The 19,093-nt window shown below is 68.4% G+C and carries 17 protein-coding genes; 7 read left to right on the forward strand and 10 right to left on the reverse strand.

Features of this window, described 5'->3' with window-relative positions; all coding sequences use genetic code 11:
• Window positions 1-7 precede the first annotated feature (7 nt).
• Together AB8M46_RS09165 and AB8M46_RS09170 are read right to left on the reverse strand one after the other, a co-directional pair.
• Window positions 8-538: a hypothetical protein gene (locus AB8M46_RS09165; protein ID WP_037334998.1), complete on the reverse strand. Its 531-nt coding sequence runs from the start codon at window positions 536-538 to the stop codon at window positions 8-10.
• Window positions 539-971: 433 nt separating this feature from the next.
• Window positions 972-2,414: a catalase gene (locus tag AB8M46_RS09170; protein WP_037334996.1), complete on the reverse strand. Its 1,443-nt coding sequence runs from the start codon at window positions 2,412-2,414 to the stop codon at window positions 972-974.
• Window positions 2,415-2,621: 207 nt separating this feature from the next.
• Here AB8M46_RS09170 and AB8M46_RS09175 point away from each other — a divergent pair, with 207 nt between their 5' ends.
• Window positions 2,622-3,764 carry an MFS transporter gene (locus tag AB8M46_RS09175; protein WP_394360866.1) on the forward strand — a complete coding sequence of 381 codons (1,143 nt, stop codon included), beginning with the start codon at window positions 2,622-2,624 and terminating at the stop codon, window positions 3,762-3,764.
• Between the two features lie 73 nt (window positions 3,765-3,837).
• Here the strand turns inward: AB8M46_RS09175 and AB8M46_RS09180 are convergent, their stop codons facing one another.
• Window positions 3,838-4,209: a hypothetical protein gene (locus tag AB8M46_RS09180; protein ID WP_037336230.1), complete on the reverse strand. Its 372-nt coding sequence runs from the start codon at window positions 4,207-4,209 to the stop codon at window positions 3,838-3,840.
• 62 nt (window positions 4,210-4,271) lie between these two features.
• Window positions 4,272-5,462 carry an RtcB family protein gene (locus tag AB8M46_RS09185; protein ID WP_037334992.1) on the reverse strand — a complete coding sequence of 397 codons (1,191 nt, stop codon included), beginning with the start codon at window positions 5,460-5,462 and terminating at the stop codon, window positions 4,272-4,274.
• A gap of 238 nt (window positions 5,463-5,700) precedes the next feature.
• Here AB8M46_RS09185 and AB8M46_RS09190 point away from each other — a divergent pair, with 238 nt between their 5' ends.
• On the forward strand, window positions 5,701-7,200 hold the full coding sequence (locus tag AB8M46_RS09190; RefSeq protein WP_394360060.1) for a M48 family metallopeptidase: 1,500 nt from the start codon (window positions 5,701-5,703) through the stop codon (window positions 7,198-7,200).
• A gap of 9 nt (window positions 7,201-7,209) precedes the next feature.
• Entirely contained in the window at window positions 7,210-8,310 is a 1,101-nt protein-coding gene (locus AB8M46_RS09195; protein ID WP_394360061.1) for a DUF4034 domain-containing protein, read from the forward strand.
• A gap of 273 nt (window positions 8,311-8,583) precedes the next feature.
• On the opposite strand, the gene AB8M46_RS09200 is transcribed toward AB8M46_RS09195, so the two are convergent.
• Together AB8M46_RS09200 and AB8M46_RS09205 are read right to left on the reverse strand one after the other, a co-directional pair.
• Window positions 8,584-9,624 (reverse strand): aspartate-semialdehyde dehydrogenase, encoded by a 1,041-nt coding sequence (locus AB8M46_RS09200; protein ID WP_394360062.1) that lies wholly within the window; start codon window positions 9,622-9,624, stop codon window positions 8,584-8,586.
• Window positions 9,624-10,889, reverse strand: coding sequence for an aspartate kinase (locus AB8M46_RS09205; RefSeq protein WP_037334984.1), 1,266 nt, complete (start codon window positions 10,887-10,889; stop codon window positions 9,624-9,626). The genes AB8M46_RS09200 and AB8M46_RS09205 overlap by 1 nt, the downstream gene beginning before the upstream one ends.
• Before the next feature lie 228 nt (window positions 10,890-11,117).
• On the opposite strand from AB8M46_RS09205, the gene AB8M46_RS09210 reads away from it, so the two are divergent.
• Window positions 11,118-11,714 carry a nitroreductase family protein gene (locus tag AB8M46_RS09210; RefSeq protein WP_394360063.1) on the forward strand — a complete coding sequence of 199 codons (597 nt, stop codon included), beginning with the start codon at window positions 11,118-11,120 and terminating at the stop codon, window positions 11,712-11,714.
• Here AB8M46_RS09210 and AB8M46_RS09215 read toward each other — a convergent pair.
• Window positions 11,675-13,135: an MFS transporter gene (locus AB8M46_RS09215; protein ID WP_394360064.1), complete on the reverse strand. Its 1,461-nt coding sequence runs from the start codon at window positions 13,133-13,135 to the stop codon at window positions 11,675-11,677. The genes AB8M46_RS09210 and AB8M46_RS09215 overlap by 40 nt on opposite strands.
• A 350-nt stretch (window positions 13,136-13,485) precedes the next feature.
• Here AB8M46_RS09215 and AB8M46_RS09220 point away from each other — a divergent pair, with 350 nt between their 5' ends.
• Window positions 13,486-14,325 carry a helix-turn-helix transcriptional regulator gene (locus AB8M46_RS09220; RefSeq protein ID WP_350595999.1) on the forward strand — a complete coding sequence of 280 codons (840 nt, stop codon included), beginning with the start codon at window positions 13,486-13,488 and terminating at the stop codon, window positions 14,323-14,325.
• 9 nt (window positions 14,326-14,334) lie between these two features.
• The gene (locus tag AB8M46_RS09225; RefSeq protein ID WP_394360065.1) at window positions 14,335-14,928 is read left to right on the forward strand and encodes a hypothetical protein; all 594 of its coding nucleotides are present in this window, start codon (window positions 14,335-14,337) and stop codon (window positions 14,926-14,928) included.
• Here AB8M46_RS09225 and AB8M46_RS09230 read toward each other — a convergent pair.
• A complete protein-coding gene (locus tag AB8M46_RS09230; RefSeq protein ID WP_394360066.1) occupies window positions 14,921-15,793 on the reverse strand; it encodes an ANTAR domain-containing protein in 873 nt (290 codons plus the stop codon). The two genes, AB8M46_RS09225 and AB8M46_RS09230, sit on opposite strands and share 8 nt — an antisense overlap.
• 119 nt (window positions 15,794-15,912) lie before the next feature.
• Here AB8M46_RS09230 and AB8M46_RS09235 point away from each other — a divergent pair, with 119 nt between their 5' ends.
• Window positions 15,913-16,704 (forward strand): ANTAR domain-containing protein, encoded by a 792-nt coding sequence (locus AB8M46_RS09235; RefSeq protein ID WP_394360067.1) that lies wholly within the window; start codon window positions 15,913-15,915, stop codon window positions 16,702-16,704.
• Here AB8M46_RS09235 and AB8M46_RS09240 read toward each other — a convergent pair.
• Window positions 16,637-18,481 carry a CheR family methyltransferase gene (locus tag AB8M46_RS09240; protein WP_394360068.1) on the reverse strand — a complete coding sequence of 615 codons (1,845 nt, stop codon included), beginning with the start codon at window positions 18,479-18,481 and terminating at the stop codon, window positions 16,637-16,639. The two genes, AB8M46_RS09235 and AB8M46_RS09240, sit on opposite strands and share 68 nt — an antisense overlap.
• A complete protein-coding gene (locus AB8M46_RS09245; protein WP_394360069.1) occupies window positions 18,478-19,071 on the reverse strand; it encodes a chemotaxis protein CheB in 594 nt (197 codons plus the stop codon). The genes AB8M46_RS09240 and AB8M46_RS09245 overlap by 4 nt, the downstream gene beginning before the upstream one ends.
• Window positions 19,072-19,093 lie beyond the last annotated feature (22 nt).

Consider the following 19,093-nt stretch of genomic DNA (forward strand, 5'->3'; position numbering starts at 1 on the left):
CGGTCTCCTAGGGCGTGGGAAGTGGTACCGGCGGTACCGGAAGCGGCGGGACGGGAAGTCCGCCGAGCAGGCCGGCGAGGATGCCGGTCACGGCCGTGAGCAGCGCTTTCACCAGGTCGCTGACGATCTTCAGCGGTCCGGGAAGGTCCGGCAGCGACGGGATCGGCACCGGCAGCGGCGGCAGCTGACGCGCCTTGGCGGTCGGGTCGGCCAGCAGCCTGCTGGACTCGACGGAGCGGCCCTGGGCCAGGTCGCCGAGCTTCTGTGTTTCGGTCTGGATCTGGTAGCGCTTGCCCGCGGCGATGTCACCGAGGACGGGGCTCAGCTTGTCCAAGTCCGCCCGCGTCTTGGCGACGTCACCGGCGTAGGCCACCTTGGTGAGGCCGTCCCGCATCTGCAGCACCTGCGCGGCGAGCGCCTGCGTGTTCGACGAACCCTTTCCACCATCGGTACCAGCCGTCGCGGCGCCGGCCGAGGCCACCGCCAACAGACTGCCGGTGGCGACCACGGCAATCATCCGGGCAATGTTGCCTTTCATTCCTTACCTCCTGGCCTCTGGGACCTGACGAGGTAAATCGATACCCGCCGTATCGGCCGAACACCACCCGATCACCGGTTGGAACACTTTTCTAACCCTTACGTGCCGGATTCATTCCCGGGGAAGACCCCCGCAATTGATTAACGTCGAAATCTTGTGCTTCCCCCTGAAGATCATCCTTTTCCCGCCGATTTATGACCACCTGTGACCGATCTCCACCGTGGAGCGGCTCGTTCACCCACAGCGGTGTAAACGGTGATCGTTTGGCTTCATCACTCCGTCGGACAGGCGTGTCGCACTGCTCCACTCGGGGTGTCCCCCACGCACGCCACGCCACCTTCTGGCTTCACATGCGAGTGGGGACATGGGAACGCCCCCGGTGCGGGCACCGGGGGCGTTCCGTGGTGGGAGCAGCCTCTCGAAAGAGGTCCTTCTACTCGCGGAAGGCGTCCGCGACCTTGTCGCCGAGGTCCTTGTCGACGTTCCGCCAGTACTCGAAGACGCGTTCCAGCACCGGCCGGGAGACGTCGTTCGAAGCGTGGCCGATGATGTTGTTCGCGAGCCGCTCGCGCTGCGCGTCGTCCATCACCTCGCGGACGAGGGTGCCCGGCTGGCCGAAGTCGTCGTCCTCGGCGTGGAGCTTGTACGCCGACCGGATGACCTCGTCCTCGACGCCGTAGCCCGAAGCGGTCTCGGAGGCGATCTCCGCGCTCGCGTGCGGGCCGCCGTAGGAGTTCGGCGCGTACACCGGGTCGCCCGGGTTGTTGTAGCGCATCGCACCGTCGCGCGAGTAGCTGTTCACCGGCGACTTCGGCGCGTTGACCGGCAGCTGCGTGTAGTTCGCGCCGATCCGGTAGCGGTGCGCGTCCGGGTACGCGAACAGGCGGCCCTGCAGCATCTTGTCCGGCGACGGGCCGATACCCGGCACCAGGTTGGACGGCTCGAACGCGGCCTGCTCGATCTCCGCGAAGTAGTTCGCCGGATTGCGGTCGAGCACCCAGCGGCCGACCTTGATCAGCGGGTAGTCGCCCTTCGGCCACACCTTGGTCAGGTCGAACGGGTTGAAGCGGTAGTCCGCGGCCTCCGCGTACGGCATCACCTGGACGTACAGCGTCCAGCTCGGGTGGTTGCCCTGCTTGATGTTCTTGAACAGGTCGCGGATGTAGTAGTCGGAGTCCTCGCCCGCGATGCGGTCCGCGTCCGCCTGCGACAGGTAACCGATGCCCTGGTCGGTCTTGAAGTGGTACTTGACCCAGAACTTCTCGCCGCCGGCGTTCTCCCACAGGTAGGTGTGCGAGCCGAAGCCGTCCATCTCCCGCCAGTTCGACGGGATGCCGCGGTCGCCCATCAGCCAGGTGACCTGGTGCGCGGACTCGGGCCGCAGCGTCCAGAAGTCCCACTGGATGTCGTGGTCGCGCAGGTGGTTGTCGGCGCGGCGCTTCTGCGAGTGGATGAAGTCGGGGAACTTGATCGGGTCGCGGATGAAGAACACCGGGGTGTTGTTGCCGACGAGGTCGTAGTTGCCCTCGGAGGTGTAGAACTTCACCGCGAAGCCGCGCGGGTCGCGCCACGTGTCGGGCGAGCCGTTCTCGCCGGCGACCGACGAGAAGCGGGCCAGGCTCTCGGTGCGCACGCCGGGCTGGAACAGCGCGGCCTTCGTGAACTGACTGACGTCCTCGGTGACCTCGAGGAAGCCGTGGGCACCGCCGCCCTTGGCGTGGACGACGCGCTCCGGCACGCGTTCACGGTTGAACTGGGCGTTCTTCTCGATCAGGTAGTGGTCCTGGAGCAGGATCGGGCCGTTGGCGCCTACCGTCAGGGAGTCGTTGTCGCTCGCGACGGGGATGCCCACGTTGTTCGTGGTCGGCAGGGTCACGCCGGTGCCTCCTGGTTCGTGGTGGTGAGCGGTCAGTCCTCACCACCCTCTCGTCTAATCTGGAATCAGTCAAGAAAACCCCCCGGACCGGGTGACCCGTACCTCGCGAAAAAAACTTGCACGCGCGTACCAAGTTACGTTCTCATCGGTTCCATGGCCCTCGCTCCGTATCGTCGCGTGTTAGCCGTGCCCGGAGTTCCCAGCTCGATGCTGCTGATGTTCCTGGCCCGGCTCCCGATGACGGCCATGGGCGTGACGATGACGCTGTACGTGGTCAACGACCTCGGCCGCGGTTACGGCGCGGCCGGGCTGATCGGCGCCGCCACCACCCTCGGCAGCGCGATCGGGGCGCCGCTCGTCGGCCGGTACGTCGACCGCTACGGGTTGCGGCCGGTGGTCGCGATCTGCGGGGTGGCCTCGTCGACGTTCTGGATCAGCGCGCCGCATCTGCCGTATCAGGTGCTGCTCGCGGTGGCGCTCCCCGCCGGCGTGCTGTCGGTGCCCGCGGGAACGCTCGCGCGGCTGGTGCTCACCGCGCTCGTGCCGCTGGAGCAGCGGCGCGCGGCCTACTCGCTCGACACGATCCTGGTGGAGGCGTCGTTCATGATCGGGCCGTCGGCCGGGATCATGGCGATCACGCAGCTGCCCGCGGTCTACGCGCTCACCGGTATCGGGGTCTGCTTCGCGCTTTCGGCGACGTTGATCTACCGGCAGAACCCGCCGATCCGCGCCGAGGCCGACGCCGAGGTGTTCTCCGGGGAGCGGCCGCCCGTGCGGAGCTGGCTCACCGGACGGCTCGTGATGGCGATGTTCATCGCCGCGGGCGCGTTGTTCTGCCTGGTCGGCATGGAGCTCGCCGCCTTGGCGACCCTGCGCGCGAGCGGGGACATCGCCTGGTCCGGGCTGCTGATCACGCTGATGTGCGTCGCGTCCGTGCTCGGCGGGGCGATCCACGGCGCGGTCCGGCGGTCGCTTTCGCAGGGCACGCTGATGGTGCTGCTCGCGGTGCTGACGCTGCCGGTCGGGCTGATCGACCACCCGTGGTGGCTGCTGGCGATCGTGCTCTTCCCGAGCAACGTGCTGTGCGCGCCGACGCTCGCGGCGAGCACCGAGACGGTCAGCGCGGCGGCGCCGCCGCGGGTGCGCGGCGAGGCGATGGGCCTGCTGGACGCGGCCAGCCGGATCGGTTTGGCGATCGGGAGCCCGATCATCGGGTTCGTGATCGACCATTCGAGCCCCGGCTGGGGGTTCACGGCCTCGGCCTTGGGCGCGCTGGCGATCGCTTCGGTCGGCCTGTTCTGGCGCCGGTCCCGGACGCCCGCCCGGGTGCCCGCGCTCACCTCCTCCTGATGCGTTTCGTCCTCTGAATGCGGTCGTTGGCATCGCCAACTACCGCATTCAGAGGACGAAACGCGAGAGGGGGCTAGGCGCAGACCTTCCGGAGGGCGTCGAGCCGGTCGAGGTTGCGCTTGGTCCAGTCCGCGATCTTGCCCGCGTCCTGGATGTTCTCCTTCTGCACCTGCAGATACGAGTCGGCCATGCCGGTGAGCGCGCTCGCGACGTTCTGCTCGCCGACGCTGTTCGCCAGCTCACGCAGCCGCTTCTCCTTGTCCGCGGCGCGTTCCTTGATCGTCGCCGGGTCCGGATTGAGGTCGGCGAGGCTGAGCGCCTCGGCGCAGGCACCGACCTTCGTCGCGGCCTTGTTCGTCTGATCGACGGCGTTCGTGACCTCGCTGCAGCCCGCCAGCGCGAGTCCGGCGGCCGCCAGGAGCGCCGCGATTCCCAACCTCTTCATGAAGACCACATTAGCGAGAAACGTGGGTGGTATGTCGGGTTCCCCGGCACACCACCCACGTTTCAGCCCTTCACGCAGACGACCTGCTTGAGGTGCGCGACCACCTCGACGAGATCCGTCTGCGCCTTGATCACCGTCTCGATGTCCTTGTACGCGGCCGGGATCTCGTCCACCACACCGGAGTCCTTGCGGCATTCCACGCCGGCGGTCTGCGCGGCGAGGTCCTCGGCGGTGTACAGCTTCTTGGCCTTGTTCCGCGACATCCGGCGGCCCGCGCCGTGCGACGCGGACTGGAAGGACGACGCGTTCCCGAGGCCGCGCACGATGTACGAACCGGTGCCCATGCTGCCCGGGATGATCCCGAGGTCGCCCGAACCCGCGCGGATCGCGCCCTTGCGGGTCACCAGGAGGTCGACGCCGTCGTAGGTCTCCTCGGCGACGTAGTTGTGGTGGCAGCTGATCGCGTCGTCGAACGTCGTCTGCGGCACGACGTCCTTCAGCGCCTGCTTCACGAGCGCGACCATGGTGGCGCGGTTGCGCGCCGCGTAGTCCTGCGCCCAGAACAGGTCGCGCCGGTACGCCTGCATCTCCGGCGTGCCCGCGACGAACACCGCGAGGTCCGGATCCGGCAGATCCGCGTTGTGCGGCAGCTTCCGCGCGACGGCCATGTGCCGTTCCGCGAGTTCCTTGCCGATGTTGCGCGAACCGGAGTGCAGCATCAGCCACACGCGGCCTTCGTCCTCGCCGCCCTGTTCGAGGCAGACCTCGATGAAGTGGTTGCCGCCGCCGAGGCTCCCGATCTGGCGCGACGCGCGGTCGTGCAGATCCTGGACGCCGGGATGCAGGTCGCCGAAGGACTTCCAGAAGGCGTCCCAGCCACCGACACCGTGCACCTTCGCCGGGTTCACCGGGGTCTTGTGCAGGCCGAACCCGACCGGAACGGCCGATTCGATCCGGCGGCGGAGCTTCAGCAGGTCGTCGGGCAGGTCGGCGGCGGTGAGCGAGGTCCGCACCGCGCTCATCCCGCAGCCGATGTCCACGCCGACGGCGGCCGGGGACACCGCGTCGCGCATCGCGATCACGCTGCCGACGGTCGCGCCCTTGCCGTAGTGGACGTCGGGCATGACCGCGACGCCGTGCACCCACGGCAGGTTGGCGACGTTGTGCAGCTGTCGCATGGCCTGGTCCTCGACCGATGCGGGGTCCGCCCACATCCGGATCGGAACCCGCGAGCCTTCGACCGCCGTGTACATGACTTTCCTTTCGTGGAAAACGTTTTGTCGTCGTCGAGAATGCACCGATCGGGCGAACCGGACAAGGCAATTATCCGCTCCACAATGGACAGTCCACATGCGACGACGCGCGCCGGGGTGATGTTCATCCCGAAGTCTTCGATCGTATTCGAAAAGTGATCGGCCGCGAGAGGCGCTTCGGGCACAATGAGCGCTCGGTGTCGGGGGTACACCAACTCTGGGGAAGGTCCGTTTCACAGTGAAGTCTTTTCGTGGGCTGCTCGCTGCCGTCCTGCTGGCGGGGTTCCCGCTGCTCGTGCTCGCGTTCGTGGGCGGGATCGTGGCGCTCGAAGTGCTGGCTTTGCGGCACAACGTCATCGCGGCGGTGAAGCTCGGCATCATCACCGTGCCGGTCGGCTGGATCCTGCTGAAGACCCTGCTCACCGTCGAGCGGGCGACCGACGACGACGTACCCGGCGTCCAGGTGACGCCGGAGTCCCAACCCGCCCTCTGGGCACTGGTCCGGGAACTCGCGGCCGAGGCGGGCACCCGCCCGCCGGACGAGATCTACCTCGATCCGGACGTCAACGCCGCGGTCACCGAGCGCACCTCGTGGCTCGGACTTCGGGTGCTGCGCCGCCGCATGATCATCGGGGTCCCGCTGATCATGGGCCTGCGCCAGGACCAGTTCCGCGCCGTGCTCGCGCACGAACTGGGGCACTACAGCAACAAGGACACCCGCTTCGCCGCGCTGACCTATCGCGGGCGCAAGTCGATCGCTCGGGTGGTCAACGGCCTCGACCGCGACGGTTACTTCGAACGCTTCGTCGGCTGGCTCTTCAAGCAGTACGCGAAGCTGTACTTCGTCGTCTCGATGAGTGTCTGCCGGGCTCAGGAGCTCGCGGCCGACGCCGTTTCGGCGCGGCTCGCGGGTACCGACGCGGCGACCTCGGCCCTGCGCGAGATCGAAGCGCTGGCCGTCACCTGGCGGTTCTTCATGAACAACTACGCCGCGATCGGCTGGGACGCGGGGTACCTCCCGGACCGGTTCGGCGAGGGCTACCGCGCGCTGCTCACGGACCCGACCAGGGCGGAGCAGATGGAGGAGATGCGCCGGAACCCGTCGGAGGACGAGACGTCGCGGTGGGACACGCATCCGGCCACCCGGGACCGGGTCGCGACGCTCGAAGCGGGCACCCGGTTCCCGGTCCGCCCCGGCGGCGACCGGCCGGCGACCGACCTGCTGACCGGCGCCGAGAAGATGCTCGACGAGGCGCTGTTCACCGTCTTCTCCGACGAGGCGCGCACGAAACGGCGGACGGACTGGCAGTCGCTGGTCGCCATCGGCCGTCGTCACGCCGCCGCCGAAGCCGCCGCCGAGATCCTGGGCGAACGCACCCTCGACATGGCGCTGGACCTGCTCGACGCGGGCAGGCACGAGGAGCTCGCCGATCCGGACGCGGCGCCGCCCGCAGGCGCCGGTCCGCGTGCCCGCCGGGAGTTCGCCGTCGTCTCGGTCCGCCGTCGGCTGGCGGTCGTCGTCCACGCGGCGCTCACCGACGTCGGCGCGGGGCGATGGTCGCTTTCGTGGTCAGGACCGGCGCCGTTCACCGTGGACGAGCCGCTGGAAGACGGGCTGGAGCCCGCGCTCGACCAGGCCACCGCCGCCGAATCCGACACCGCGCCGCTGCGTGCGCTGCTGACGGCCGCCGGAGTGCCCGCGGGCTACCGGCCGACTCTCACCCTTGTTCGTTCTTAAGGAGTTTTCATGCTTTGGCTGCTCAAATCCCGTCAGCGCAAGGCCGTGTTCGCCGTGATGAAGGAAGCGAAGCGGCGCGGCGTCAGCATCGACGAACTCAACAACGTGCTGACGCCCGAAGAGTTCGCCGCACTGCTGCCGCCGGAGAAGCCCAAGTTCAAGGGCAGGATCCCGGACGTCACGCGCTGGGGCCTCCCGGCCGACGGCGAGGTGTCGGCCAAGGAGTACTGGACCGACGGGGAGATCCTCGCCGTGCAGGAGTCGACCGCCCGCAGCGATTGGGAAGGCGCCGCCGCGCTGCTGGCGTCGACCCGGGGGAACTGGGCTCGCCGCGACCAGGTGACCGGCGCGCTCGGCGAGGCCGCCGCGAAGGACGACGAGTGGCTGCGCGCGTGGCGCAAGGCCCGCCCCGGCGACCCGGGCGCGGCGCTCGTCAACGCGGCGTCCCTGGTGGACGTGGCTTGGGAGGTGCGGAGCTCGCTGCAGGCGAAGCATGTCACGCAGGAGCAGTTCGCCGCGTTCTTCCGGGTGCTGGAGCAGGCCGAGGAGGCCGTGCAAGAGGCGGCTGGGCTCGCTCCCGAAGACCCGACGCCGTGGGTGACCGCGCTCACGATCGCGATGGGGCGGCAGTACGAGAACGACGAGTACCGGAAGGTCTGGGCGGAACTCGTCGCCCGCGACCCGCGGCACCGCGGCGCGCACTCGCGGGCGTTGCAGTACTGGTGCGCGAAGTGGTTCGGCTCGAACGAGCTGATGTGGGAGTTCGCCGAAACCGCGGCCGCGGAGTCGCCGAACCTGGCTCCGCTGCTGCTGGTCGCGGCGCACGAAGCCGAGTTCCAGGACGTTCCCGCTTGGCGTTCGCCGCAGGTGTCCGGCGCGCTCGACGGGATCCTGGCGTTGCTCGACGGCGAAGACTATCCGGAGAAACGGGGAGACCGGGCATACCTGGCGAAGGCGCTGGTGGAGAACGGGCGCTTCGACGAGGCCGTCGAGCAGTTCCGGCACTTGGGGACGCGGGCGGACGGCGGGGTGTGGTCCTACAGCGGGGATCCTCGGGGTGAGTTCCTCGCTACGCGGTATGCGGCCTGTGCGGGGGCCACGCGCGTTTAGTCCTCTGAATGCGTTAGCCCGCGGCGCGCGGAACCCGAGCCCGACCGTCCACAAGGGACACAAAGTCGGCTCGGGTGCCCGGTTTGGGTGGTTCACCGAGGGGTCGTGAGTGGCAATGGTCGTTCTAACCCTCTTTAACGCTCACGACCCCCGCGGGAACCCGTGCATATGGTGATCAATCGGTCATTTCACCACGCGAAGACGGACCAGCGGCTGCAAGGAACGGTCCTTTCCTGGCAAATTTCGCAAGGAAAGGACCGTTCCTGGCACGGGTCAGGAGTTCGCGGCGACCAGTTCCGCGATCTGCACGGCGTTGAGCGCCGCGCCCTTCCGCAGGTTGTCGTTCGACAGGAACAGCACCAGACCGCGACCGCCGTCGACACCCGGGTCCGTCCGCAGCCGCCCGACGTAGGACGGGTCCTGGCCGGCGGCCTGCAGCGGGGTCGGGATGTCCGACAGTTCGACGCCGGGCGCGCCGGTCAGCAGCTCGGTCGCGCGGGCGACGGAAAGCGGCTGCGCGAACTCGGCGTTGATCGAGATCGAGTGTCCCGAGAACACCGGCACCCGCACGCAGGTGCAGGAGACCCGCAGCTCCGGGATGCTCAGGATCTTGCGGCTCTCGTTGCGGAACTTCTTCTCTTCGTCCGTCTCAAACTCGCCATCGTCCACAATGGACCCGGCCAGCGGGAGGACGTTGTGCGCGATGGGCCGCGCGTACTTCTTCGGCTCGGGGAAGGTCACCGCCGCGCCGTCGTGGGTCAGGGCGCCCGCGTTCGCCGCGGCCGCGGCGAGCTGGCCTTCCAGCTCCTCGACGCCGGCGAGCCCGCTGCCGGAGACCGCCTGGTAGGTGCTGGCGACCAGCCGCACCAGGCCCGCTTCGGCGTGCAGCGGCTTGAGCACCGGCATCGCGGCCATGGTGGTGCAGTTGGGGTTCGCGATGATCCCCTTGCGCGCCTCCTTGACCGCTTCCGGGTTGACCTCGCTGACGATCAGCGGGACGTCCGGGTCCATCCGCCACGCCGACGAGTTGTCGATCACCGTGGCGCCGGCGGCGGCGAACCGTTCCGCCTGGGCCTTGGAGGTCGAGCCGCCCGCCGAGAACAGCGCGATGTCCAAACCGGACGGATCCGCGGTCGTCGCGTCCTCGATGACGATTTCCCCGTCACCCCAAGGAAGCTTCGAACCGGCGGACCGCGCCGAAGCGAAGTACCGCATTTCGGCGACCGGGAAACCCCGTTCGGCCAGCAGACGGCGCATGACGCCGCCGACCTGACCGGTCGCCCCGACCACGCCTACCCGCAAACCTTCCGACATCAGCGACCACTCCCCGCGTAGACGACGGCTTCTTCGTCGCCGCCGAGTTCGAACGCCTCGTGGATCGCGCGCACCGCGTCGTCGAGCTGCGCGTCCCGGATGAGCACCGAGATCCGGATCTCCGAGGTGTTGATGATTTCGATGTTGACGCCCGACTGCGCGAGCGCCTCGCAGAACGTCGCCGTGACACCGGGGTGCGAACGCATCCCCGCGCCGACGAGCGACACCTTGCCGACATGGTCGTCGTAGAGGACCGACTCGAAGCCGATCTCGTCCTTGATCTTCTCCAGCGACTGCACGGCCTTGGCCCCGTTGGCCTTCGACAGGGTGAAGGTGATGTCGGTGCGGCCGGACGAGGTGCTGGACACGTTCTGCAGCACCATGTCGATGTCGATCTCGTTGTCGGCGATCACGCGGAAGATCCGGGCGGCGGCACCGGTGGTGTCGGGTACGCCGGTCACCGTGATCTTGGCTTCGGAGCGGTCGTGCGCCACACCGGTGATCAACGCTTGTTCCACGGGGATCTCCTCGATAGAACCGGTCACCGTGGTGCCCGGCTTGTCACTGTAGGAAGAACGGACTCGGATCGGGACGCCGTAGCGGCGCGCGTACTCCACCGAGCGCAGATGCAGGATCTTCGATCCGCTCGCGGCGAGCTCCAGCATCTCCTCGTAGGCGATGGTGTCGAGCTTGCGGGCGTCGGACACGACCCGGGGATCGGCGGTGTACACACCGTCCACATCGGAATAGATCTCGCAGACGTCGGCGTTCAGCGCCGCGGCCAGCGCGACGGCGGTGGTGTCCGAACCGCCGCGGCCGAGGGTGGTGATGTCCTTGGTGTCCTGAGACACGCCCTGGAAACCGGCCACCAGCGCGATGTAGCCCTGGTCGAGGGCCTCCGTCACGCGGCTGGGGCTGACGTCGATGATCCGCGCGTTGCCGTGCACCGACGTCGTCACCACGCCCGCCTGCGAGCCGGTGAACGACCAGGCTTCCGCGCCGTGGGCCGAAATCGCCATCGCCACCAGCGAGTTGGAGATGCGCTCACCCGCGGTGAGCAGCATGTCCATCTCGCGCTCCGGCGGAGCCGGGTTGACCTGCTGAGCCAGGTCGAGCAGCTCGTCGGTGGTGTCGCCCATGGCGGAGCAGACGACGACCACGTCGTTGCCCGCCTTCTTGGTGGCGACGATGCGTTCCGCGACGCGTTTGATCCGGTCGGCACTTTCCAGCGACGAACCGCCGTACTTCTGGACCACGAGGGCCACGCCCGAACCTCCTCGACGGGCCGGGCGTGCTCCTCGTGGGCACCGAGGAGCCCCCGCGTCCCTTATTTGGGCGAAAGCCTACCGGGGTCGCGCACGCCCGCCACCCTCGTAAGTGGTCCTGACCACCACATAGAGGACTTCCCGAAGTAAATCTTCCTTAACACCAACGAAATAGTCGGAGGCCTTTCACTTTAGTGACGGAGAGCACCCCCTTGTTATGGTCCGGCGGTGCACAAACCCGCCGAGACAAGTACCCCGATCGCGTCGATCCTGGCCAACCGCTGGAGCCCGCGCGCCTACGACGAGGCCGCCACGGTGTCCGAAGACCAGCTCCGCGCGCTGCTCGAAGCGGCTCGCTGGGCGCCGTCGTTCGGCAACACCCAGCCCGCCCGCTACCTGGTCGGCCTGCGCGGAACGCCGTCGTTCGACCGCATCCTCTCGACGCTCAACTCGGGCAACCGCGCGTGGGCGCAGCGCGCCGGGCTGCTGCTGATCGGCGTGATGGTGACCACGAACGAGAAGGGCGACGTCCCGTACGCCGAGTACGGGCTGGGCCTGGCGAGCGAAAACCTCGTGCTCCAGGCCGTCGACCTCGGCCTGATCGCGCACCAGATGGCGGGCTTCTCCGCCGAAGCGGCGAAGGACTTCTTCGGCCTTCCCGACAACGTCGTCCCCAAGGTCGCCATCGCGGTCGGCCACCCCGCGGACCCGGCGGTGCTCGAAGAGGACTGGCGGATCGAGCGCGAGAAAGCGCCGCGCGAGCGGATTCCCCTGGCCGAGTTCGCCTACGCCGACGCCTGGGGCACGAGCGCCTTCTCCGGGTGAGGGAGCCATCGCAGAGCGAGAACCCCTAGCCCGGCGTGCAGCAGGCTGAGCACCGCGACGGCGGTGTGCAGGCCGGTGACGAAGGCCTCCTTCGCGTCAAGAGCGGCCGAGGGCGCGATTTCGAGGGTTTCCCCGAGAGTGGGCGCGAGATCCGGTCCCGCCAGGCGGAACACCAGCGCGGCGAGCGAGCCCATCAGCGCGATGCCCAGCGCGTTGCCGATCTCGTTGCTGGTCTCGGCGATCGCGCCCGCGGCTCCCGCGCGTTCGGCGGGCACCGCGCCGACGGCCGTGTCGGCCACCACGCTGAACGAGATGCCGTAACCGATCCCGGCGACCACCGTCGACGCGACGTACCAGCCCGCGCCGCCCGTGACCCCGGTCATGAGCAGCAGCGCGAGCCCGGCGGCGATGGAGAAATGGCAGGCGACCAGCGCGATTCGCTTGCCGACGCGGTCGACCAGCGCGGGCGTGACGACGCACATGATCGTGAGGACGGCCGCGCCGGGCAGCGCCAGCAACGCCGCCTGCAGGACGGGCAGGCCGAGCACGGACTGCAGGTGGATCCCCGACAGGTACGCGGCCGCCGACCACGCGGCCAACGGCACCAGCCCGGTGACGATCGCGATGGTGAAAACACGGTCGCGGAACAGCGAGAACTCGATCAGCGGGTGCTCCAGACCGCGCTGCCGCCGGACGAACCACGTCAGCAGCACCGCGCCGACGACCGCGGAAGCGACCGAGAAGACGGAGAGACCGTCGGCGGCCGCGTGCTTGATCCCGTAGATCGCGAGCAGGAGACCGGTGGCGGAGAGCACCACGCTCGGCACGTCGACCCGGCCCGTCCCGGCGGCCCGCACCTCGCGCAACAGCACCGGCGCGAACGCCAGGAACACCGCGATCACCGGCAGGTTGACCAGGAAGACCGAGCCCCACGGGAAGCGTTCCAGCAGCACCCCGCCGACGACCGGGCCGATCGCGAACCCGGCGGCGAACGCGGCCGCGAAGATCCCGATGGCGCGCGCCCGCCGTCGCGGATCGGGGAAGAGTTCGCTGAGCACGGCCAGCGCGGACGGCAGCAGCGTCGCGCCCGCGAGCCCCATCAGCGCGCGGAAGGCGACGAGCGTTCCCGGATTCGGGGCGAAGGCCGCGCCCGCCGAGCCCAGGCCGAACACGGCGGCGCCGATCATCAGCAGTTTCAGCCGTCCGTACCGGTCGCCGATGGCGCCGAACGCGATGAGCAGCGAGCCGACCGCGAAACCGTAGACGTCGAGGATCCACAGCGCCTGATCGGCCGTGGGCGTGAGGGCCTGGCTGATCCTGGGCATCGCGAGGAACAGGATCGAGCCGTCCATCGAGACCAGGAACACCGGGCAGAGGATCACCAGCAGGCCGAACCAGGCCCTGGTGTGCTGTCGTGTCATGCCTTCGACGCTGTACCGGCTTCGCGACCGCAGCCATCCCCGTGCCGTGGGTACACCTCGCGGGTACCCCCAGTGCGCTTACGCGAAGGCCCCCTTCAAGTACATGAAGGCCCCCATCCTTGCGCCTAGGTACAGGAAGGGGGCCTTCATGTACCTCAGCTGCCCAACCCGCGCCGGTCTGCCTGCCGCGCGTGAAGGCTGGCATGTCGCGAAAGCCACTTTCGGGACGTCAGACGTCCCGAAAGTGGCTTTCGCGACATGCGGCAAACCGTTGAGGAGAAGGCCCCCGTGCCATGGGTACACCTCGCGGGTACCCCCACGCGGCGGGCGGAGTACTTAGGCTCGGAGTCATGGAAAGCCTCGGCGTGTACCTCAAAAGCCGTCGTGACCGGGTGACCCCCGCCGAGATCGGCCTGCGCACCTACGGCACCTCTCGCCGCGTGCCCGGACTGCGCCGCGAGGAACTCGCCCAGCTCGCCGGGGTGAGCGCCGGGTACTATACGCGGCTGGAACAAGGACTGGCCGAGACCGCTTCACAGCAGGTCCTCGACGCGCTCGCCCGCGCGCTGCGGCTCGACGACGTCGAGACCGCGCACCTGCACAACCTCGCGCGGAGGTCCTCGCTCCCGAAGCTGTCCGATCCCGGACCGGAAGAGCCGCATCCCCGGGTGCTCGCGCTGCTGGAGAACCTCGGCGAAACCGTGCCCGCGCTCGTCTTCGGCCGTCGCGGCGACGTGCTCGCGTGGAACCACGGCGGGCACGCGCTCATGGCCGAACACGTCGGCTTCGACGCGCCGAAGGATCCGGACCGGCGGCCGTCGCTGCCCCGGATGTTCTTCCTCGACCCGCTCACCCGCGAGCTGCACCGGAACCGGGCCGAGCTCGCCCGCGTCCACGTCGCCTATCTGCGGTTGACCGCAGGTCGCTACCCCACCGACGCGCGGCTGGCGGCGCTCATCGGCGAGCTGACCATGCGCAGCGACGAGTTCGCGACGCTCTGGGCGACCGGCGACGTCGCCGACTGCACGGTCGGCGCCATGTGGTTGCGGCATCCGACGGTCGGCGCGCTCGGCGTCGACTATCAGGTGTGGCTGCAGCCCGACAGCCCCGACCACCGGCTGGAGATCTACACCCCGAAGGACCCGGCATCAGCCGACGCGGTGAAGATTTTGACCCGGTTTGATCGCTAACCTGGGGTTATGGGGGCAGTTCACGCGTTGATCCGCAACGAGTCACGCACGATGGCCGGGCTCTGGCTGTATCTGACCGGTCGGAAGGACGGCATCGACGGGGACGCCGTCGCGGTGCCGTACGGCTCGGACGGCAAGCCGATCTTCGTCGTCCTGGCCGTGGTGAGCGTCTTCGAAGCCGGTCTCTTCTGGCTGATCGACTTCGGTCTCGTCGTCGACATCCTGCTGCTCGTCCTCGGCGTGTACTCGGCGCTGCTGGTTTTCGGCGTCTACGCCGGCACCGTCGTCCGGCCGCACGTGATCTCGTCGCGCGAGGTGCGAGTGCGCTACAGCTCGTTCTACGACGTGCGGATCCCGAGGGAGAACATCGTCGCCCTGAGGCACGTGAAGGAAAGCCACGATCCCGCCAAGGCGAAGGCGTTTCGCGACGAAACCTGGCTCCGTCACGACAACTTCTACGAGACGAACCTGGTCGCCGAACTGCGTGAGCCGATCACCGTGACCCGGCCCCTCGGGGCGACCGAGACCGTCCGCGTCGTGAAATTCCAGGCGGACGACCCGAAAGCCGCCGTCGAGGCGTACGAAAGGCTCGGTGTCAGCTGAGCGTCGACGTCCGGTTCACGATCGTCCGGGCGACTTCGATGACGCTTTCTTCCTGGGCGTAGGCACGCGCGTGAATGAGGGCGAGCGCGTCCGAAGCTGTGCAATCCTGGGTGGCCATGACCATCCCCGTGGCCTGATGCACCACGACCTCGAGGTCCAGGTCACCGAACAACGGATGGACGGGGAGCCCGTCTTCCACGTCGAGCCGGGTGGCCGGATGCAATGCGGTCGCGGTGAGCGCGTCGGCCACCAGTTCCGTCGAACGGGCGATTTCGGCGTCCGGTTCGGGTTCGGACCGATACGCGGTGAGGGTGCCCAGCGGCGCTTCGCGCAGCCCCAGCCGGGCCGACACCACCGCCCGGACCCCGAGTTCCCTCGCGGCGGGCCCGAACCGGGGCCACCGGCTCGACAGTTCCCACTCCGCGCAAACGCCGGGCATTTCCCGGGAGGGTCCTTCACCGAAGACGCACTCAAGGTCGTTCGCCCTGGCGGCGACGGGATCGGACACGACGACCGCCGCGGTCCCGGGGCTGCTGAACAAGGTCACCGCGAGGCTCTGGACGCCGGCGTTCTCGGCGACCGCGGCCAGGAACGCCGGCGGGACGCCCGCCCGCCCGGCGGCCCAGTCCCTCACCGCGGCGACATAACCCGCGTGGAGATCGGCCGCCGCCCGGTGCCTGCCCTCGGTGGCGCGATGGAGTTCCGCCATCCTCCGGTGGAACGGCCGCATGGTTGCGACGGCCGTTTCCATGAGGATTTCGTGCCGTGAGGCCACCCCCGCGGCGCGATCCGCACGCCCTCGTTCGGCCTCGACCAGTTCCCGCAGGGCCGACTGGTCGTACCGGCCACCGGTGCCGTCCCACATGAGGCGAGAGTACGCCCGCGACCGCCCCGCGGATGTGACCCGGATGGCTGAGTGAGGCGACTTCCGTGACCGCATCAAGAGGACTAGCGTTGGCTGCCCCCAAGGAAGGCCGATTTTTGATGCGGAATCGCGAAAAATGGGTCGCCGACACGTTGGTGGAGCTGGCGGACACTCTCGTCCCCGCGTTGGATCCGGCGAATTACTGGCTCTGCGTGGCGGATCGGTACACCCAGCTGATCGCTTCGTCGTCGGTGCACCTGACCGCCTCCGGCGACCGCCACGTCGTGGTGGACACCGACGAAAGACTCGAGGCGCCACCGCTCGGCGAGCTGTTCGCCGAAGAAGGTCCGGGCGTCGAGAGCGAGGAGAGCGGGACGCCGGTAGTCAACGTGCTCCTCGACGAAGCGACGTCACGCTGGAGCAGATTCGCTCCCGCCGCGCTTTCCCTCGGCTACCGGTCGGTGCACGCGTTCCCCTTCAGCCGCCGCGAAGACGCGCTCGGCGCGGTGACGATCCTGACCACGGAGACGGCGCCGTTGCCACCGACCGAGCTGAGCATCGCGAACGCGCTCGCCGACGTCGCGACGATCGCCATGCTCAACCACCGGACGATCGACGGGCTGACCACGACCTCACGGCAACTGCAGGGCGCGCTGTCGAGCCGGGTGATCATCGAACAGGCCAAGGGGTTGCTGTCCGCCCGGCTGGAAGTCAGCCCGGACGGCGCTTTCCGCGTGCTGCGGCGGTACGCCCGCAGTCACAACATGCGGATCGGCGACCTCTCCGAACGGCTGATGAGCCGCCGTCTGACGGTCGCCGACCTGATCCCCCACGGCGACGACCTCACTTCCGCCGCTTCTCCATCAGCAGCACGACGCCACTTCCCGGCCCGCCCAGCGGCGAACAACTGACGGAGGCCGCGAACGGCCTGCCCTTCCGGTCGACCGCGTCGGTCTCGACCGGGAGCGCGCGGTGGCCGGTCTCGTTGCAGATCTCGACCATGTCGCGGAGCCCGTCCGTCGGCAGGCCGAAGTCGAGCGTGAAGAAATCCGTCCGGTAGACCTCGTCGGCGCGCATCCCCCACAGGTCCTCGGCGCCGCGATTCCAGCTGCGCACCAGGAGATCGCTGTCGAGCACGACCACTCCGGCGGCGACGCTAGACAGCACGCCTTCGAGGAAGGTGCGCGCCTCGTCCAGCTCGGCGGTGCGGATCCGCAGTTCCTCGTTCATCGTTTCGAGTTCTTCGTTGCCCGACTGGAGTTCCTCGTTGGTGGTCTCGAGTTCCTCGTTCGTGGACTGGAGTTCTTCGTTCGTCGTCTCGAGTTCCTCGATGCTCGACTGGAGTTCCTCGTTGACGGTCTCCAGTTCCGCGTTGGTCGACTGGAGTTCCGCGTAGGCGGTGGCGAGGTCCTCCTGCACCCGTTTGACCTCCTGCTGGAGCCGGGTGGCCTCGGTGGTGTCGATGAGGGTGATCGCGGCGCCGAGATCCTCGCCGTCACCGGTGAGCAACGGCTTGACGATGACGTCGAAATACCTTGTCTCGCCGTCGTTCTTGTCCCAGCGCACGGAGTTGACCCGCACACTCCGGCGCTCACTGTGGGCTCTGTCGACCAGGGACCCGAGTTCGAGCGGCCGGGACGAGATCTCCAGCTCACCGAACGGAGTGCCGACCTTGTCCGGGGAGAGCCCGAACTGCGGCGTCGTCGCGCCGTTGATCAACGCGACCGTGCCGTCCCGGTCGAGGACCACCACCGAATCGGGCGAGGCCGCCAAGGCCAGTTCGGCCACCTGACGCCGATTGATCCTTCCGGCCTCGGAAACGGGCAAGACGTCATACCTCGACGGCTTCGCCGCCCCCGCACCGGCCTGGATGCGGAACACCCGGTTACGCATGTCGGTGACCTCGAACCGGGATCCGTCGGCGAGCAGCATCTCGGCCTTGCCGAGGAAAAGGTGGCCGCCTTCGTTGAGCGCGAAATGGAACCGTTCGATGATCTTCGTCTGCGCTTCGACGTTGAAATACATCAGGGTGTTGCGGCAGACGAGCAGATCGACCCGTGAGATCGGGGCGTCGCGGGTGATGTCGTGCCTGCCGAAGATCACGCGGCGGCGGAGATCCCGGCGGAAGGCGAACAGGGCGCCGTTCGGTTCGAAGTACTTCGCCTTCACGTCGTCGGGGAGTTTCTCCAGCGCCTTGAGGGAGTACACCCCGGCCCTCGCCTCGCGCAGGGCTTCCTCGTCGACGTCGGTGCCGTAGATCTTGACCCGTTTCGTGCAGGCTTCGATCCCGAGGTGTTCGGCGAAGATGATCGCGAGGGTGTAGGCCTCCTCCCCACTCGAACAGCCGGCGCTCCAGATCCGGATGTCCTGGTCCGGGTCGGCCTTGGCGATCAAGCCGGGGACGACGGCCGTCCGCAGGTAGTCCCACGCCGCCGGGTCGCGGAAGAAACCGGTGACGTTGATCAGAATGGTGTTGAAGAGTTCCTGGAACTCGTCGGCGTTGCTTTCCAGGAAGTCCCGGTAATCCGCGTACTTCTCGAAGTTCACGGTCTGCATCCGCTTACGGATCCGGCGGCCGAGCGACGTCCGCTTGTACCCGGTGAAATCGAAGCCGCGGGAATCGTTGATGAACGTCAGCAGGGATTCCAGCTCTTGCTCGTCTTCGGCCCCGCCGTCATACGCGGTCACAGCGATCTCGTTCCTTCGATCAGGGCCACCAGCGCGGCCGCGATCCCCTCCAGCGGCAGCGTCAGATCGACCGCCACGGCGTTCACCACGGCCTGTGGCATGCCTTTGAATTCCGCGGTACTCGGATCTTCGGCGACCACGGTACCGCCACGCGACGAGACCGCCCTCGCGCCCGCCGAGCCGTCGAAACCGGTCCCGGTCAGCACGCAGACCAGCGCCGCGGCACCGCAGGCCACCGCGACGGATTCGAACAGCAGATCGGCCGACGGCCGGACGAATCTCACCTTGTCCCGCTCCGACAGCCGGAGTTCTCCGCCGGGCCCGACCAGGAGGTGACGGTCCGGCGGGGCGACATAGGCGGCACCGGGCTCGGCCACTTCGCCGTCCTCGGCCAGCTTGACCCGCAAGCGCGACCGCCGGTCGAGAAGCTCGGCGAGCACCGTGTCGTGGTGGGGATCGAGGTGCTGGACGATGACCACGGGCACCGGGAAGTCGCCGGGCAAGGCCTTGAGCACCGTCAGCAGTGCCTTGACTCCGCCCGCCGAAGCCCCGATCGCGACGATCTCGTAGGGCACCGCCCGCGCGAACATCTTCCGAGCGTAGTGCTCCGAG

It is taken from the genome of Amycolatopsis sp. SB7-3, from assembly GCF_041021335.1.
Classification (GTDB): Bacteria; Actinomycetota; Actinomycetes; order Mycobacteriales; family Pseudonocardiaceae; genus Amycolatopsis; species Amycolatopsis japonica.